This is a genomic window from Terriglobia bacterium (assembly GCA_020073205.1).
Taxonomy (GTDB): domain Bacteria; phylum Acidobacteriota; class Polarisedimenticolia; order Polarisedimenticolales; family JAIQFR01; genus JAIQFR01.
In genome coordinates this window covers 1-17356 of sequence record JAIQFR010000090.1, presented here as the reverse complement: position 1 = coordinate 17356, position 17356 = coordinate 1, and the positions used below count along the sequence as shown (strand labels likewise).

General features: G+C 67.8%; 13 protein-coding genes. 4 read left to right on the top strand and 9 right to left on the bottom strand.

Annotated elements, in window-relative coordinates:
• Together LAO51_15875 and LAO51_15870 are read right to left on the bottom strand one after the other, a co-directional pair.
• Positions 1-306, bottom strand: a 306-nt coding sequence (locus tag LAO51_15875; protein MBZ5640224.1) for a hypothetical protein, incomplete at its 3' end; no start/stop codon positions are given.
• 792 nt (positions 307-1098) lie between these two features.
• Entirely contained in the window at positions 1099-1611 is a 513-nt protein-coding gene (locus tag LAO51_15870; protein ID MBZ5640223.1) for a hypothetical protein, read from the bottom strand.
• Positions 1612-1920: 309 nt separating this feature from the next.
• On the opposite strand from LAO51_15870, the gene LAO51_15865 reads away from it, so the two are divergent.
• Positions 1921-2364 carry a hypothetical protein gene (locus tag LAO51_15865; GenBank protein MBZ5640222.1) on the top strand — a complete coding sequence of 148 codons (444 nt, stop codon included), beginning with the start codon at positions 1921-1923 and terminating at the stop codon, positions 2362-2364.
• Between the two features lie 373 nt (positions 2365-2737).
• Here the strand turns inward: LAO51_15865 and LAO51_15860 are convergent, their stop codons facing one another.
• From LAO51_15860 to LAO51_15850, 3 genes are all read right to left on the bottom strand, one after another.
• A complete protein-coding gene (locus LAO51_15860) occupies positions 2738-2932 on the bottom strand; it encodes a hypothetical protein (protein ID MBZ5640221.1) in 195 nt (64 codons plus the stop codon).
• A gap of 305 nt (positions 2933-3237) precedes the next feature.
• Positions 3238-3462, bottom strand: a complete 225-nt coding sequence (locus LAO51_15855) for a hypothetical protein (GenBank protein ID MBZ5640220.1) — start codon at positions 3460-3462, stop codon at positions 3238-3240.
• Between the two features lie 349 nt (positions 3463-3811).
• Positions 3812-5818 carry a thrombospondin type 3 repeat-containing protein gene (locus LAO51_15850; GenBank protein MBZ5640219.1) on the bottom strand — a complete coding sequence of 669 codons (2007 nt, stop codon included), beginning with the start codon at positions 5816-5818 and terminating at the stop codon, positions 3812-3814.
• 966 nt (positions 5819-6784) lie between these two features.
• On the opposite strand from LAO51_15850, the gene LAO51_15845 reads away from it, so the two are divergent.
• The 3 genes from LAO51_15845 (at position 6785) to LAO51_15835 (ending at position 9398) form a co-directional block, all read left to right on the top strand.
• Positions 6785-7444, top strand: coding sequence for a hypothetical protein (locus LAO51_15845; GenBank protein ID MBZ5640218.1), 660 nt, complete (start codon positions 6785-6787; stop codon positions 7442-7444).
• 50 nt (positions 7445-7494) lie between these two features.
• Positions 7495-7728, top strand: a complete 234-nt coding sequence (locus LAO51_15840) for a hypothetical protein (protein ID MBZ5640217.1) — start codon at positions 7495-7497, stop codon at positions 7726-7728.
• Between the two features lie 236 nt (positions 7729-7964).
• Positions 7965-9398 carry a DUF2029 domain-containing protein gene (locus LAO51_15835; GenBank protein MBZ5640216.1) on the top strand — a complete coding sequence of 478 codons (1434 nt, stop codon included), beginning with the start codon at positions 7965-7967 and terminating at the stop codon, positions 9396-9398.
• Between the two features lie 158 nt (positions 9399-9556).
• On the opposite strand, the gene LAO51_15830 is transcribed toward LAO51_15835, so the two are convergent.
• The 4 genes from LAO51_15830 to LAO51_15815 all read right to left on the bottom strand — a co-directional run.
• Complete coding sequence (locus tag LAO51_15830; protein MBZ5640215.1) at positions 9557-14008, bottom strand: hypothetical protein; 4452 nt, start codon at positions 14006-14008, stop codon at positions 9557-9559.
• A gap of 325 nt (positions 14009-14333) precedes the next feature.
• The gene (locus tag LAO51_15825) at positions 14334-15959 is read right to left on the bottom strand and encodes a VCBS repeat-containing protein (GenBank protein MBZ5640214.1); all 1626 of its coding nucleotides are present in this window, start codon (positions 15957-15959) and stop codon (positions 14334-14336) included.
• Positions 15956-16819, bottom strand: coding sequence for a VCBS repeat-containing protein (locus LAO51_15820; protein MBZ5640213.1), 864 nt, complete (start codon positions 16817-16819; stop codon positions 15956-15958). Before LAO51_15820 ends, LAO51_15825 begins: the two co-directional genes overlap by 4 nt.
• Before the next feature lie 142 nt (positions 16820-16961).
• The coding region (locus tag LAO51_15815; GenBank protein MBZ5640212.1) for a DinB family protein at positions 16962-17356 on the bottom strand (395 nt) is incomplete at its 5' end.

Genomic DNA, 17356 nt, shown 5'->3' with positions numbered 1-17356 from the left:
GAAGACGTAACCGACCTCCGCGAACACCCCCGAGTCGGCGAGCTTCCTGGCCGCGGCTTTCACCGCGTCCTGGTCGATCTCGCTCCCGAGCTTCAGTCCGCTGGACTGCGCGATTTCCGTCGTGGAGTAACGCGTCGACCCGACGGCCTGGACCCCCAAGAGCCGTAGGGGCGCGGCCGCAGCCAACGCTCCCAGCGCCAGGACCGCGATGAGCGCGGATCGCACGGGAGGCGTCGGCATCACGATCACGGATCTCGATGAGAGCTTCGTCGATGTCGTCCCCCGGAACATCGTGGATCGACTCACGAGATTCTCGATCTCCGGAGTACCGCGGTTCAACGAGGTGTGTCCGGGACGCGCGCGCCGTGTCGCGCGGGAATGGACCCGCCGGACGACAAGCACCCGGTCGTCGCGAGAATCGACCCCGGCGGACGCGCTCCCCGGTCAGCGGCCGCCGGGGTCGACCCGTCGGAGACCTTACGGCTTCCCGACGTTCAATCCGGTGGCCTCACGCGCAGAACCTGGGATCCTCGGAGCAGAGGGCGCACATCGTGTGCGCCAGGGGGCAAAACCTGTTCTTCTGTTCGTTCGCTTGCGGACGGACGACCCATTTCATGACGTTCCTCCGTCTCAGAAGTTATGCGCCGCTTCGAAGGCCGGCCGGGACGGACCGCCGACGTCTCTCCCGGAATGGGACGACTCCGGCCCTGCCGGCCACCGGCGTGCGGGTACCGATCTACGCTTCTCCGTCCCCAGCGTCAAGGTGTCGCTGCGCGGCGGGGTCGATTCCGCGGTCCCGCGGCGGCGCGCCGCGCAGAACGCGTGCGCTCGATCAGGCGGCTCTTCGCCCCTCGCCGCCGCCGACCTTCACCGCCATCGCGAACACGGCGAGAGCCATCCCCAACCTCCACCACGCGATCGGTACGAACCCGAATAGGTGCTGGGCGGAAATCACCTTAGGGGATAGGAGCTCGAAGCTGCGAATCCGCGGCAGCCTCCGGTAGTGAGACGCTATTCACCCCCGCCTACTACCCCGAAAACCACTAACCCAGCCGATTCTCCTCCCGGTGCCCGGGACCGTCCGCGTCGCGCGACGTCTTACTTGAGCCGGTGGTACTTGAAGACGTCCGTGCTCTCCTTGCCGTTCGCCTTCCAGGCCCACGCCTGCGTGATGCTGTCGGGGCCCTCGAAGGTGACGGTCAGTCCATTCATGTGCCCGTCGTCGGGCGACTTCAGGTTCGTCGCATCGAGATAGGCGAACGTCAGCTTGTTCGGGTCGGCCGACGGTTTCGCGACCATCCGCGGCTGGTTCCCCGCGCCGCAGTAGTGCGTGAGCATCAGCTTGGAGCCGTCGAGGTGGTACATCGTCACCATCGCCTCCGGCTCCTTCCCGTAGCTGATCGTCTCGACGATCGCCGAACCGCCGGAGACCACCTTGTACGTCACCGTCGTCGCGGAGCCGTCCTCGTGCTTCGCCTCCCAGGTGCCGGCGAGCGACTTGAGCTTCTCGAATCCCGCGTTGCCGGACGGCTCCGCGAGCGCGGCGAGGGTCGAGATCGCGATGACGGGCAGCAACGCCGAGAATCGATGAGCAAGGATACGCGTCCTCATGGTTCGACCTCCTCTGGAAAGCAACGATTGTACGCCAACCGGCCGACCCGGCCCTCCCCCCGCAACGGGGGCCGGACGCGCGGACCCCGGCCTGCTCCATGAGAAGGACTTCTTCGCGTTCCTGGCGGGCCGCTTCCGGCGTGACTGCGGCTACAATGTCGGGTGTGAACCGCGACGCGTACCCGACCCGCCTGATCCGTCCGGGGGAGCCCGAGCCGGAGGACCTGCGCGCCACCACGCCCGAGGAACGAATCGAGATGATGTGGCCTCTGGTGGTGGACACCTGGGCCTTCATGGGGAGTGACGTGGATGAATCCGGACTACAGAGACATGTTGTCCGCGTTGTCCGAGGCGGGCGTTGAATACCTGGTGGTCGGCGCCTACGCGATGGCGGTCCATGGCGTTCCTCGCGCAACCGGCGACCTGGATGTCTGGATCAGGCCGTCGTCCGACAACGCCACGCGGGCGATCGCGGCCCTCCGGCGCTTTGGCGCGCCCCTTCAGGACCTGACCACGTCGGACCTGTGCCGGCCCGGCACCGTGTTCCAGATCGGCGTTGCTCCCAGACGCATCGACATGCTCACGGCCATCGATGCCGTCTCTTTCGACGAGGCCTGGAAGGCGCGGGCATCGATCCGCGTCGACGACTTCGAGGTGTGGGTCATCGGCCGCGACGCGCTTCTCAAGAACAAGCGCGCCACGGGGCGGCCGCGTGACCGGGCGGACGCGGAGCAGCTCGAGCGCGGCGACTGAGGGACTGCGCGGAGCCTCCCGGCGGGATGAAGAGCGGCCGGGTCCGACGCCCGGACTCCGCCTCGTGCAGCAGCGATGCCGGCGCCGGGAGCCCGGGCGAGCTCGCGGCGCCGGCGATCTCCGGAGGATTCGCAAACGCCCACGCCTGCTCGACGTACGCGTCCGCCAGGGCACGAAGCTCGGCAATATCCCCCTTCCCCGCCAACGCCGCTGCCGCCCGCTCTCGCGTCGCGGCGTGGATCTCCGAATCGTGGGCATAGCGCTCGCGGATCTCCCGCTCGACGATCGCGCCGCGGACGAGAGTCTCCGCGGTCAGCACCGAGTCGTTCCCGAGCGCGTCGAATACCTCGCGGAGAACATCCGGCGCTCTGGACTACGCGGTCATCCGCGCCATCTCGCGCTGGAGGTCGTCGTGCGTGATCACGCGGTGCCAGCGCTCCTCGAGGGCGCGGCTTCCCCGCACGATGTCGTCCACCTTGGCGCGCAACGTCTCCTCGGACACCACCGCCTCGAGCGGCGGCTTCGGCCCGGGGTTCTGTTCCGGCCAGATCCGGTGCGCCGACCACACGCGCTCGATGGCTCTCTGAGCCGCCTCGCGGTCCTCGAAGTCAGGGCTTGCGCGGGAGCGTCGCCCGCCCGAGGACGTCCGAGGCAGAGCAGGAGGGTAGCGACGAGAAGGAACGCTGGCTTGAACGCACGCATCGACGTTGACCTCCGAGGTTCAGGGAGGTCATACGGGAGTTCGCGCGAGACGTCATGTCGCAAGAAGATGCCGCGGGCGCCGTCGCGACCCCGGTGCGCCGCCCGCGCGGGATCGGCCCACCGAACGGGACGAGACGACGGGAGCGAGCGACGCCCGCGGAGCTCGCGGACTTAGCCGGCGAGCCCGCAGTGATGCGCGCCGTCGCAGTGGGCGAGGCAGAGGTTGCAGTAGAAATGGCCGGTGTCGAAGCAGATGTACCCAGGGCAGTCCACGGGACATTTGCTGCACGGCTTGATCTGCGCCGGCGCTGCGAAAAGCGTGGTACTGCCGGCGAGAACGGCCGCAAGGGCCAGCGTCACGACTCCGGCGCCAATCCACCTTCTTACCTTGCTCATGGGCGTCTCCGTTGGGGGCTCCGCGCCCCTTGGGTCGACACTACATATACGACCATTTGCCGTGCGGACCGCCTGGGAGTTCACCGAGCCCTCCCGGCGAAGCTCGGGACCGAGTCCCGAGTGTCGCCGCGCACCGGAGGAACCCCGTGCGCATCGCGAGAACCCGCCTGCACCCGCGCCGCGAACGGCGGGGATAGCGCAGGCATCGAATCCGCGGAGGACGCACTCCGTCCTGCGTCGCGGAACGTCGCAGGGGATAGGAACGCGAAGCTGCAAGTCCGCCTCGATTCGCCGCCGGATCTCTACACGCAGTACGTGCGCCAGATTCCGCGGCCGGCCCTCGCCCGAATCAAGGAATCACGCGAATCCAGAGCTGGTCGATGGACACCGTCTCGAGAATCTGGTTCCCCTGCGTGTGGTCCACGTCCACGAGGCGCAGGATCACGTTGCCGACGACGCTCGCCGGAATGTTCCAATACATGTCGCGGTTGATGTTCGAGCTGGGCACGCTCGACCCTTCCACGACGTTGAAGGTGTTTCCCCCATCCGTGGAGTACTCGTACCGGAAGACCTCGTAAGAAGCCAGCGTCGTCCGGAAAGCCTCCGCGTGGACTTCCTTGATCGATCCCGCGGGGACCGTGAAGTTCCAGAGTTGCTCCATCCGGCTGTACCGTTTCTGGGTCGGGCCGCTGGTCGAGAGTACCTCGGTGATCGCCTCGCAGGTGTCGTCGGACGCCAGCGTCGCGGGGTAGGTTCCGCTGACGGTGCCGAAGACGGAGGTCTCCCCCGTCGCGAACGAATCGAGGACCGGCACTCCGGCGCACCGGCCGGGGTCGTTGTTGATCCTCTCCGCGTCGGTCGAGGTCGTCCCGAGCGAGCCCAGGCCGCAGTCGTAGTTCTGCGCCTGCGCGAGGTAGAAGAACCCCTGCCCCGGGGCCGGCACGTCCGGGTCCTCGTAGTAGCAATCGGCCAGACCCTGGACGACGCAGCTCCCGAACTCGTTCGGCGCCTTGGCCGACAGGTTCCCCCGGAGGAACGCGTACGCGTCGGCGACGGTCTGGCGCGTGCATGCGAGGATCGTCGTCGTGCCGGACCGATCCGCGGAAATCGACGTGGACTCGGCGGGAGTCCGGTCGTTCCCGTCCAGAGGCTGGCAATCGCACGCGTCGCCCGCGCCGTCGTAGTCGCTGTCCGCCTGGGGGTACGGATTCGCCACGAACGGGCAGTTGTCGCAGAGGTCGCCGATACCGTCCCCGTCGGTGTCGCGCTGTGCCGGATTGTACGCGTTCAGGCAGTTGTCCACGTTCCCGCACACGCCGTCGTGGTCCACGTCGTTGTTCGGATCGAGGGGGCACGCGTCGCAGGCGTCGCCGAGTCCGTCGCCGTCGGAATCCGTCTGGGCCGGGTTCGGCGTCGTCGGGCAGTTGTCGGTGTTGCCGCACACGCCGTCCGAGTCCACGTCGTTCAGGGGATCGGCCGGGCAGGGATCCACGCTGTTGCACAACCCGTCCCCGTCGCTGTCGGGATCCCCCGGCGTGTACCGGCCGCCGTCGGTCCGGTAGCCCGAGGCGTCGCTCCCGCCCCAGACCAGCATCTCGCTTCCCGTCCAGACCGCGCTGGCGTACGCCCGCCCTGCGGGCGCGCCCGAGGCGCCCATCGACGTCCACGCATCTTTCACCGGATCGTAGAGCGCCCCGGTGTTCACGTACCCAGGCGCCCCTCCCCACACGATCAAGCGGGAGCCGGACCAGACGGCGGTCCCGCCGCCCGTGGCGGTCGGCGCACCGACCGTGGTCATCAGCGACCAGGTGCCGCTGGCGAGATCGTAGGCGGCGCCGTGATTGAAGTTGGACCACGTGGTCAGAAGCTTGGCCCCGGTGAACATCGCATCGCCCCGCTCGGTCGAGATGGCAGTGTCGGGGCTCGTTGCGATGGCCGTCCACGAGCCGGTCGCCGGGTCGTATCGTCCACCGCTCGTGAGTTTGCTGAAGCCGCAGTAACTCAACATGTGGAAATCCTGTTTTCCACCCCAGACGATCATCTCCGAACCGGTCCAGAACACGAAGTGCTCGTAACGCGCCCACGGCAGCGACCCCGAGCTGCCGGTGGAAGTCCAGGAATCCGAGCCCGGATCGTAGACGCCCCCATCGGACCGCTGGCCGTCGCAACTCGGTTGGACGGATCCGATGGTGCCGCCCCAGACGATCATCCGTGTGCCGGTCCATACGGCGGTGTGGCCCGAGCGCGCCGACGGCGCTCCCGTGACGCTGGTCGACTGCCACGAATCGGCGGCCAGGTCGTAGCGCCCGCCGGTGTTCACCCGGCCCGTTGCCGTGTAGCCGCCCCAGACGATCATCTCGGTTCCCGTCCACACGGCGGTCGTGCCCCGGCCGGTCGGTGCTCCGTCCACCGTGACGGCGGTCCAGGCGTCGAGGACCGGATCGTAGACGGCACCGGTGTTCTCGTAGACTGTGGTGTAGCCGCCCCACACGATCATCTCGCTCCCGGTCCAGACGGTCGATTGACTGATCCGGCCCGAGGGAGCCCCCGTGATCCCCATCGGTCCCCACACGTCGTCCGGGCACGAAGCGAAAGGGACAACGGAGGCTGGGATCGCACGGTCGAGCTGGCAAGCATCGAGGGACCCCGCGAGCCGGCGGACAAGGACGGGCCGTGCGAGGCATTCGGCAATCCGCAGCGGATCGTTCCCGAGCGCCGCGTACAGCTCGGCGAGCCGTTCGGGATAGCGCGAGCGGGCCTCGATGCGCTCCATCTCCCGGTCGAGCATCGCCGGGGTGATCGGCGTCGCGGCCTCGAGCTCCCCCGCAAGCCGGAGGTACTCCCTCACCTTTCTCTCGATGATGGCGCGCGGGACGGCTTCCTCGAACGGCCTCGTCGCGCCGATACGGTGCGAGTAGGCCACGCGTTCGATCGCCGTCTGGGCCGCGACGCGCTCGTCGAACGTGAGCGTCTGGGCTACGGCCGGCGTCGCCGCCGGCACGAGCAACCCGAGGGCCAAGACCACGAACGGATTCCCGCCGAAGGTACGCTTTCGCATGGCCGCCCTCCCCGCTGCGAAACCCGCCGGGCCGGAGCCACCCTTCGGCACTTCCGACCTCGACGGTCGGTTCCATGAGCCTACGGGAGTGTATACACCCAAGTCAATCGAGAAACTAGTGATCGAATCGATCGGTCACGGTCCCTTGGACGCCGCGCGTCGGCTTCGACGCCCAAGCGAGGAGCGGTGTGCGGCCCGTGCGCGGGTCGGCTATTCTGAGCGACGGGCGCGCGGATTCGACGGTGGATTGGAGTGCGGTCCCGGATGAGCACGACGAAAGCACGGGGAATGGCGAACTGGGGAGCGGGACGTGTCACGGCGGAGGCCGAGGCTCGCTTCCTCGAAGGCGTGGCCTATTGCGAGAGGTTCTTCATGGGTCAGGGCGAAGCGCAGAAGGCTCTCCTCAAGCTCACCGCCATCCTGGAGTCGGAAGGGATCCCGTACGCGATCATCGGCGCGCTGGCGCTGAACGAGTACGGTCATCGTCGCGCGACGGTCGACGTCGACATCATCCTCCGCGAGGTCGATCTCGCGGCGTTCAAGGCCCGCCACCTGGGTCGCGGGTACGAGGAACGGGTAGCGGGAACGGGGAAGCTGGTCGACACCGAGTACGACGTTCACGTGGACATCCTCAGCGCCGGTCGTTTTCCCGGCGACGGGAAGCCGAAGCCGATCGCATTTCCCGACCCTGCGACGACGGCGATCCGCGGATCGACCTTCGCGCTCCTGCCCCTGCCGCGTTTCCTCGAACTCAAGCTCGCATCCGGAATGAGCGCTCCGCACCGGCTGCACGATCTCGCCGACGTGCTCGATCTCGTTCGAAGCGCCGGACTCTCCCTGGATCTCGCCGAGAAGCTCCACCCGTGGGTGCGCGACAAGTACCGGGAGTTGTGGAGCGCGGCTCAGGGCGAAGATCCGTACTGATCGCCGGCGACTTGTCCGGCCTCGCCACCGTACAAGCGGAAACGGGGAAATTGGTCGACGCCGAGTACGACGTTCGCGTGGACGTCTTCATCGCCGGTCGGTTTCCCGGCGACGGGAGGCCGAAGCCGATCTCCACCCGTGGGTGCGCGAGAAGTACCGGGACCTGTGGAGCGCGGCACAGGGCGAACGTCTGGCACCTCCAGCCGCTGCTCCACGCCATCGAGTCGTTCGAGCAATTGGCGGACAGGTTCGATTACTGGGCGAGGAGCGAGAGGTTGTTGTAGCGAGGCGGAAGGAAGGGGCAGAGCGAACGGGCCTCCGGCTTGCCCGGCGGACCGCGCCGCATAGGAAAGAGGGAGTCTGAATTACCGCCCGCGCTCGATCTCAACTTCCATTCTCCTCTCGGTACCCGGACCGTTTGCGATTCAAAGCCGAACATATCAAGTATGCGCCGTGGCAGGTGTGATATTTTCTTTCCGGGTTCATCGCCTCATGGAAAGTGAGATTCTCGAAGTGAACCATGTCACCCGATGAGCGAGACACGTTCCGCGCGATGGCGATGTCGCGGCTTCGGGCGGTGCTGCTGGACGAGAAGACGCTGGCGGCCATCGTGCTGGCAGGCGTCACGCTGTGGACGAACTACCTCACCGCGACGAAGGTAGCCTCCATCGACTTCTTCCATTACTGGTTCGCCTCCCGCGCCGTCTCCGAGCGAATGGTCCCGGACATCTACAGTGACGAGGGGCGCCGATTGCTGAGTCAGCGCTCACTGGAGCTGGCCGCCGCGTCACGCAGCCAGCAGCTGCATAAGGCGGCCACCGCCGTCGCCAAGTTCAACAACAACGAGGTGCACACCACCGGCACGCCATTCGCGTACTGCTTCTTCGGGCTCTTCAGCACGGGCGAGTACCGGCGCGACCTGTCGGCCTATGCGTTGTTCTGCACGGCCTGTCTGGCTGTCTCGATCCTGGTCCTGTGCCGCACGCTGGGCTTCTCGCTGGCGGCTTCTCTGGTGATCCTGGTCGTGACGGCGACCTCGGCGCCGCTGAATTCGGAGATCCTCGTCGGCAACGTCAACCAGATCCAGCTGGCGCTACTGGCGGCGATCGTTTGGCTGCAATCAAGGCGGCAGTCCCTCTGGGCCGACCTCCTCACGGGTGCGGTGGGGGTGACGGCCGCCATGTTCAAGCCCAACCTGGCGCTGGTCGGGGTGACTCTGGCGGCGGTGTGGGCTTGCAACCGCCGACTGGACAAGCTGGGTCGAGTCGCTCTGGGCGGCGCTGCGGGGGCGGCCCTGGTTGCGGGAATTTCCATGCTCTACTTCGGCTCGGCGAACTGCTTTGGCCAATGGCTGCAGAACGTCCCGAGGCTGATGCGAAACGACTACACGCTCGAGATGGGGAACTTCAGCCTCCCCCGAATCCTGAGTGGCACGCTGCACTTCGACCCCTCGTGGATACTGCTGGTTGGCCTTCTGGCGGTGTTCGTCGTGTGCGCGCTGCTGGGGCGTGGGCGCGGCGGCGACCCCGGCGAGGAGTCCTTCCGGCAAGCGTACCTGGCGGTGTGCATTGCGGCCGCCATCAGTCTGGTGGCGACGCCTCTGATATGGCTGCACTACTTCCTGCTGACCTTCCCGCTGGCGATCTACCTCCTGCAGCCGCGGCTGTCGTCCCCGCGTGCGGTCGTCGTTCTGCGCGTCATGACCGCCGTGGCGCTGCTGTTCCTGAGCAAGCCGATGATGGAGAACGAGGTCTTGGATTACCCCACGAAGGTGGCGGTGACGAACCTGGGCGTGCTGATGCTGCTGGCCGGCGGCCTGTGGCAGCTCATGACCCTCAAGCGCGACGACCCGGCGCCGCTGCTCGGTCTTCGCGCCGACGGGACCGTATCCCCAGGGGTTGAAAGGGATGACACACGCGACGGCGGTCGTGTCTCCTCCTCCCGACCGTTCTGAGTCTGTTTTCGCCGAACGGTCCGGTCACTCTTGCGGATAGGAACTCGAAACTGCGAATCCGCGGCGGCGTCCCGTATCGGAACGCCAGGTCACCCCGCCGCCCTTTCGCGGAGACGAGGACGCCGGGGGGCGCGCTCCGGCGCGCCCCCGGCGGGGAATCAGGGACAGGCGTTGGCGGACGCCGCGATCGCGGCGTCTCTCGAGCCGACTTCAGAAGGCGATCCTTCGTCGAAGGTCCCCACGCCGCAGGCGTTGTAGAAGCGGACGAGGAACCAGTCCGCATCGCCGGCTGCCGGAACGTGCGCGTCGACGAAGGTCGTCGCACCGACGTCGTTCGCGAGGCACGCGTCCGTCGATGCCGTGAAGCCGCCGCCGTGCAGCGTGCCGAGCGTGCCGCGGACGAGGTCGTAGCCGGTGGCGCCGACCGCCGGAGCCCAGCTCATGCCGCCGGAGAGCGTCAGGTAAAGCAGGCCGGTCGTCGAGCCCGGCGCGGTGCAGGCGCCGGTCGTGCAGCTGCCGGCGTTGCCGGCGTTGGTGACGGTTGCCGTGTCTACGTACCACCCGGTGCCCGTGGCGGAGGAGTCGTTGCCCTCGTGCCACCGCAACCGGATCGTCCTGTTCACGAGATTGGCGTCGCCCCCCAGGTTGACGGACACCTGGGTGGGCGTTCCCACGGTCCCTCCGCACCAGGCCGGCTTGCCGGCGAGCGGGTTCGAATAGCCCGAGTTGACCGTGCCCGTGTAGGCGCCGGCGGTGAAGTCCGCGGCCGGCACGACCGTCCACGTCGTCCCGTCCGGCGAGGACTCGAGGGTGCCGGCGTCGTAACAGGTCGATGTCGAGCCCTCGAACGCGTACGTGTGCCAGAAGCTCATCGTGGTCGTGGAGCCGACGGCGAACGACGGGCTGGTGAGGACCATGTCGGACACGCTCGAGACGTCCTGCGCGAACCAGGAGTGGGTCCCGTCGTGCGGCCTCGTCGTGGACCAGGTCCAGTTCGTCGACCCCGAGATGGCGTTGTGCGTCCAGTCGGCGAGGTCGAACCCGCCGCCGGAGAGCGACCCCTCGAACGTGTCGGTCCAGCTCGTCAGGTTCCCCGGGCCGGTGGGGAAGGCGCTCTTAGCGGTCACGTTCGATTCCTCGACGCCGTTCGTCGTGTCGACCGCGCGGACGATGTAGTAGTAGGTCGTCCGGTCGCCGATCCCGACCGCATCGGCGTAGGACGTCCCGGTGAGACCCGTGGCGATCCTGTTGGCGGGGGAGGGCGTGAACCCGGCCGTCGTGCCGCGGTAGACGTTGTACTGAAGCGGGGTGGAGCAGTTCGAGGTGCCGGCGCTCCAGCCGACGCTCAGGGTGCAGGTCGAGGCGCTCGCGTTCGAGACGCCGGTCGCGCCCGCGAAGGTCGGCGGGAAGAGGCAGTTGCCCGTCGCCACCGCGTCGGCCTGGTTGGAATTGACGGACGTGCACGAGACGCCGTCCGTCGACCGGACGACGTAGTAGTAGCGCGATCCGCCGCTGACCGTGTCGTCGTCGAACGTGTAGCCCGGGCCGCCGGCGATTCCCGGGCTCGTGTCGGCGACCGTTCCGATCTGTGTGTACGGCCCGCCGTCCGTCGTCGAGCGGTAGACCTTGTAGGAGGCGACCGACGCCATCGCCGAGTCGTTCCAGCTGACCGCGATCCGGTGGAATTGCGGCGCCGTCGCCGCGGCGAACGGGGCTTCCGGCGGCGTCACGCACCCTGTGCCGACCTCGCACGCTCCGCCGATCTGGGCGTTCCCGACCGAGACCGCGTCCACGTACCAGCCGGTGACCGACACGCTGAGGTCGTTTCCCTCGTGCCAGCGGAGCTGGATCGTCTTGCCGAGCAGGCCGGCATCCGTACCGAGGTTGACCGAAACCAGGGTCGGGGTGCCGATCGTGCCGCCGCACCAGGCGGCCTTGTTGTAGATCGGATTCGAGCTCCCGTAGATCGTGCCGGTGTACGCGCCGGCGGTGAAATCGGTCGCCGGCACCACGGTCCAGGTGGTCCCGTCGGCGGACCACTCGAGCGTGCCGCCGTCGTAGCACGTCGTCGTGCTCTCGAACGCGTACGTGTGCCAGAAGCTCAACGTGGTCGATGCGCCGACGCCGAACGCCGGGCTCGTGAGCGTCATGTCCGACGACGACGCCACGTCCTGCGCGAACCAGGAATGGGTCCCGTCGTGGACGTACGCCGTGGCCCACGCCCAATCCGTCGAGCCGGACCCGATCGCGTGGGTCCAGCCGGCCTGATCGAAGCCGCCGGCGGACTCGAAGGTGTCGGTCCAGCTGGAGGTCGTGATCGGCCCGGTCGGGGAACCGGTCTTCTGGACCGTGTTCGACTCCTCGGTGGCGTTGCCGGCGTCGACCGCGCGGACGACGTAGTAGTACGTCGTGCCCTTGGCGACCCCGACGGCGTCGGCGTACGTCGTCTGGGTGACGCCCGTCGCGATCCGGTTGGCAGAGGAAGGCGTGAAGCCCGAGGTCGTGTCGCGGTAGACGTTGTACTTCAGCGCGTTGCCGCAGGTCGACGCTCCGGCGCTCCACGAGAGGTTGAGCGTGCAGGTGGACTCGCCGGGGTTGCTCACGCCGCCGATGCCGGCGAAGGTCGGGGCGAGCAGGCAGGCGCCGGTCGCGATGCCGTCCACCTCGTTCGAGGCCGACGAAGTGCAGGCGAGGCCGTCGTTCGACTTCACGACGTAGTAGTAGTGCAATCCGCCGCTGACCGTGTCGTCGTCGAACGTGTAGCCCGGGCCGCCGCCGACGCCGGGGCTCGTGTCGGCCACCTCGGCGATCTGCTCGTACGGCCCGCCGCTCGCGGTCGAGCGGAGGATGTAGTACCGGGTGATGGACGTCGTGGAGGAATCGTCCCAGCTGATCGAGATCCGGTTGTCCTGCGGGACCGTGGCCGAAGCGGTCGGGGCCGGCGGAATGGCAAGGCAACCGCACGCGTCGAACTTGGCTGCGGCGACCCTCGTACCGCAGTTGGAGTTCGACAGCATGTACTCCGTGGTGAACCAGAACGTGCAGTCATCCGCGGGGTCGATGCCGGCGCCCGCGTAGTCGCCCCAGCGCTCGTTGCCCGTCTTCGAGTACGAGCCGTCCTGGATCGCGTACTCGCCCTGGGGCATCGTGCCGAGCGTGTCGGTCGAGAGGCGGCCCTTGTAGTAGATGGACGGGTAGTAGGGGGCTGCGCTGCCGGTCCGGGTGTAGACCATGGCGATGTTGCTCGACTGGTCGATCGTGATCGAGCCGACGGAGCGGTGCACCCCGGACTCGCCGCCGACGACGCCTTCCTGGTAGAGGCTCCACGAGCCGCCGCTTTCCGGCTTGCGCAGCTCGAACCAGCGGAGCGCTGCATGGTCGGTGCCGTCCACGTCCTCGACGAAAGTCCCGACCAGTGCCTGGTGGTCGCCGAAGTTCCGGTACACGAAGGGGTGGTGCAGCGGCTCGCGGATCGGGTCGATCTTCTGCGTCGTGCCCGGCTGGGGCATGCAGTTCCACGTGCTGCCCAGGCCGCAGAGCGTCGCGTCGTAATCCCCGATGTGGAGGGACGTCAGCTGCGTCAGGGTCGAATTGGCCGGTGTCGCCCAGTCGACGCTGAGCGCCCACATCTCCAGGAGGTCATAGGTCGGCGTGCTGGCGCCGTCCTGGGACTCGTCGTCTCGCGGCCTCACGAAGACGGCGGGTTCCCCGTTCGGAGGGGGCGTCTGTCCCTGCATCCCGCCCGGGAGGACCAGCTGGAAGCTGAAGTTCGGTAGGCTCGCCACGGTGAATTTCTGGAACGTGGCGGCTTGTCCGGCGAGCATCTTGGCCCGGTCGAAGGCGAAGAGGTCCTTACCCGACGACCCCGCGTTCGCGCCCATGACGTAGGACCCGCCGGTCCCGTTCTGGGGCCAGACGCCGTACTTCGGATAGTCGGTGGTGCTGGACTCCACCGCGAAGGCGTAAGCGTAGTACGTACCCGTGGGGTCGCCCGAGGTCGAGACGTAGACGCAGACGTCGCCGCCGCTTGCGGGCAGCTCGGTGAGGAGCCAGCGGTCGGCCGCGCGGTCGTAGTTGACCACCACGTCGCAGAAGCCGCTGTTGCAAGGGGAAGAGGACGCCATCTCCTCCAGGGTGAAGGTCTTCACGACGGCGCCGGTGGCCTTGTTCAGGACCTGGATCGACGAGACCGACTGGTTCGTCCCCTGGAGGAAGTAGGCGAGGCCCACGTCGCCGTTCGTGTCGGGCGGCGATACGGAGGACGATTGGCCCGCGTAGTTGTGCACGAGCGTGGCGAAGGAGTCAGGGAGCTTGGGCCCCCCGAGCTCCTGCAGCTTCATCAACGGGTCCACTCTCGGCTCGATCGGGTACTCGATCGGGATGATGCCGAAGGTCTCGCGGCGCTTCGCCTCGAGGCCGAAGAGGTTCGGGTCGGGCACGAAATCGGGCAGGTCGCGCACCGCCCTGGTGATCGTGGGCACGACCGGCTCGCCGACCAGTTGGGGGCCGGTCGGCGGCTGGATCTCTTCCTCGGCGAACGCGAACCCCGTCAGCAGGACGAATACCAGAAGCGCAGACCACTTGAGTCCCGGCACCAACCGTTTTCGCATCTTCTCCCCCCGCAACCCGAGAATCGGGCGCACGACGTGCGAAATATACGGCGACTCGAGGCCAAAGAGCGAGAGATTCTCCTCGTGAGGCCCCGGCTGGCGCCCGCGTTCGGACGCGCCGGGACAGGGAATCGAGGTCGAGTTCGCGCTCGTAGCGGCGCTCGTCCTCGCAATTCGACCTCGCCCGTCTCCTGGCAAGACCTCCAGCCACTCCGGTCGGAGACCGCAATCGCCACCCCCCGGGACCGCGGATGGAAGCCGCGACACGTCGGCAGCGTCCGGTACCGGAACGCGAGCTGCGGACCGTCCCGCGGAGAAAGGCCGGCTAGGGCCGGGTGGCGAGCCGGAAGATCACGATCGCGCTCCGCCCGTCCTTCAAGTTCGCGTCGATGAGAATCTCCGGCCGCCCGTCGCCGTCGAGGTCGATTGGCCGCGGCGACCCGAGCCCGGCTCGGCGCGTTTCCGCCGACATCCCTTCCGATCCGACGCTCACCACGATGCTGCCGGACGAGGCCAACGAGGAAAAGGAAGGTAGCGGAAGGGAGTAGCGCGGCGTTGCCGCGACGATCCCCTCCCCCTTGGGCGGAGCTTTCACGCCGGGGAAGATCAGGACCTTTCCCTCCGCGAGCACGAGGAGATCCGCCGCCCCGTCCCCGTCGATATCGCGGCCATACTCGAGGAACGTCCGATCACCGTCCTTAGCGTCGATCGTCGTCCCTCGCGGCGTCGGGTCGAAGCTCCCGTCCTCATTCCGCAAGAACGCGTCCAGTTTCACCGCGTCCTTCTTCATCCCCTTCCAGTAGGAGACGACGAGATCCGTCCGGCCGTCGCCGTTCACGTCGAGGAACACGGGCTCGACGGATTGCCAGAGGCTCGCGCCAATGTCCGCGGCGAGGACGGGAGCCTTCCCGGCTTTCGTCCGATCCTCCTCGAGGAGGAACAGCCGGAGCCACTTCTCGCCGAAGATCTTGAGCTTGTTCGCGGGCGTCGTCGTGACGATCATCGCCGGGCGTCCGTCGAGGGAGCGATAGAACCGGTCGTGGAGCCACTCCCTCGCCGGGAGCTTCGACCAGCACTCGACCGCGCGGCGCGCCGGCTCCGCGGAGGGATCGAGGAGGATCGATCGAAGTCGGTCCGACCGTATCTCTCCGTCGCCGTCGCCGCTCGCCGCCAGCATCGAGGTGCCGCCGGGGCGTGCTCCGATCTCCGTCACGGAGGGTGTGATGACCCGGATTCGGCGTCCCGACATCGAGGTCGAAACGGGAAGGGGCGTGTTCGACGCCAGGCCGAAGCGGCCGTCCGCGAGCCGGCCGTACGCGTGGAGGCCCTCCGCGGTCGCGACCGGGAAGAGCGCTCCCGAGGTGGACGCCGAGCGGACGACCCTCGGCTCGCGCGCTCCTTCGCCGAGGGACGGGTCGGAAACGAGCGGCTCCGGCGCTCCCGCGAACCGCTTGCCCTCCGCGTCACGAAGCGAACGAATCTCCCCCGACAGGAAGATCAGAAGCTCCTCGTTCCCATCGCCGTCGAGGTCGAGCGCGTCGAGACCCTCAGCATCGGCCGGGAGGTCGTCTCGCAGGACTTCGAGCCCGCCGCTCCCCGAGGGATCGAGTCGTAGCAGCTCGGTCGGCGCGGCACGGGCTGCCTCCACGGGATCGACCCCGTCGCACGGCGTCGTAACCGCCCTCTGCTTCTCGTCCCGCTTCTGCAGGGTCGTCGGCCGCACCGTTCCCACGAGGAGGACGATGTCGCGGCTCCCGTCGGCCCGGCGCGGCAAGGCGTAACCTCGCAACGAGCCCGGGAGCACCGCGTCGAGTCGCGTTCCCCCCTCGACGCGCGCCAGGTGGACGCCTTCCGCGGGCGGAATCTCGGGTGGGGGAGGAGGGGCCTTCTTCGCGAGCGCGTCCTGGGCGGCGGCGGCGAGCGCGAGCAGGATCCACGCTGCGCGCCTCATCGGCCGCCCCCGCTGAGATACAGATCGAGCCTCACCGGCGGCGACACCTCCGCTTCGGGGGATGGGAGCGGCCTCACGAGAGAGAGATCGGCGCGACCGTCGCCGTCCAGATCGCGAATCCGTACCTGGGACACGTCCGACAGCTCGTCGTCCAGCTGGATCCTGACGTCGTACTTCGGCGAGAATCGGCAGCTGGGGCCTCCCCGACGGATCTCGATTGTCTTGCCTCCCCCCAGCCTCACGAAGTCGAGCTTCCCGTCCCCGTCGAGATCGCCGGCGATCTCCGTCAGGCGGTCGAACCGGAGGTCGTTGAGGTCGAACGTGAACCGGTCGTCGAGATCCTGACCGGTCACCTCGCGAAACCTCCCGTCCGCTCCCTGCGCCCAGACGTGGAACGCAAAGCCGACCGCGATCTTCTTCGTCGCGAGGACGCGGACGATCTGGAACACCGAGAAGTCGAGCGTCACGGTGACGAGGTCTCTTCGTCCGTCCCCGTCGAGGTCTCGAAAGGCGCCCGCGCTCTCCTCGCCGAAGACGTCGCCCACCGGGTAGCCGACGACCTCGATCTCCTGGTAGGGTGCCGCCTCGACGCGCAGGTCCCGGCCGACGTGGTGGAAGCTGTACTTGAAATGCGGCTCCTTGCCCTGCTTGAGCTCTCCGGCTCCCGAGTCGGACTGCGCGGACGTCACCGCCTCGATCCGGCCGTCGCCTTCGAGATCGGCGGAGACGACCGCGGCGGGCGCCGCCGGTAGGTCGATCGCCACGTGCCGGAGCGCGAGGGCTCGTCCATCCTTCGCGAGGACGGTGGCCGCGGTCAGCAATGCGAGGCTCGCCGCGATGACTCGTACTCGACGACGCATGCGCCCTCCTGCGCTCCTGGGATTCCGGAGCGTACCTCAATCGGGCCACTCGCAGAAGCGAACGGGTCTGCCGCCGGTAACGAGTCGATCTTCGCGCGATCACGGACGATCATGACCGAACGTTCCGGAGTCGCGCAGGTGACTAAGCCCGTCTTGTCCTCTTTGCTTTGCGAGGCCCGGGCTTCCGCTCGGCGCGCGGCTTCGGGGTCTTCCATCCCATTCGGTCGCTGAGCGAGGTGACGTGGGCGGTGTGGTGCGCGCCGTGCCAGGCGTAGAGGGCCAACGTCTTCTCGAGGGTGAGTGGGGCCTGATGCTCGGGGTGGATGAAGGTGCGAGCGAAGTCTCCGGGCCCGAGCGATTTGAGCAGGTTCACCCAGCGCTCGTGAATGGCGCCGAGCAAGGCGAGCGAGACCTCGACCGGTGTCTTGCGCACGTCGGCGAGCTCGGCCCAGCGCTTTTCGTCGTACGGCTTGATGGTCGGCACGTCTTCGGTGAGCGCCAGCTTGAAGCGGATGAAGGCGTTCATGTGACTGTCGG

Bases quoted from the DNA above. Each gene is read 5' to 3' on its own strand.
- LAO51_15835 (MBZ5640216.1), top strand. From the start codon at position 7,965: ATGTCACCCGATGAGCGAGACACGTTCCGCGCGATGGCGATGTCGCGG.
- LAO51_15825 (MBZ5640214.1), bottom strand. From the start codon at position 15,959: ATGAGGCGCGCAGCGTGGATCCTGCTCGCGCTCGCCGCCGCCGCCCAG.
- LAO51_15845 (MBZ5640218.1), top strand. From the start codon at position 6,785: ATGAGCACGACGAAAGCACGGGGAATGGCGAACTGGGGAGCGGGACGT.
- LAO51_15850 (MBZ5640219.1), bottom strand. From the start codon at position 5,818: ATGATCGTCTGGGGCGGCTACACGGCAACGGGCCGGGTGAACACCGGC.
- LAO51_15870 (MBZ5640223.1), bottom strand. From the start codon at position 1,611: ATGAGGACGCGTATCCTTGCTCATCGATTCTCGGCGTTGCTGCCCGTC.
- LAO51_15865 (MBZ5640222.1), top strand. From the start codon at position 1,921: ATGAATCCGGACTACAGAGACATGTTGTCCGCGTTGTCCGAGGCGGGC.
- LAO51_15820 (MBZ5640213.1), bottom strand. From the start codon at position 16,819: ATGCGTCGTCGAGTACGAGTCATCGCGGCGAGCCTCGCATTGCTGACC.
- LAO51_15830 (MBZ5640215.1), bottom strand. From the start codon at position 14,008: ATGCGAAAACGGTTGGTGCCGGGACTCAAGTGGTCTGCGCTTCTGGTA.
- LAO51_15855 (MBZ5640220.1), bottom strand. From the start codon at position 3,462: ATGAGCAAGGTAAGAAGGTGGATTGGCGCCGGAGTCGTGACGCTGGCC.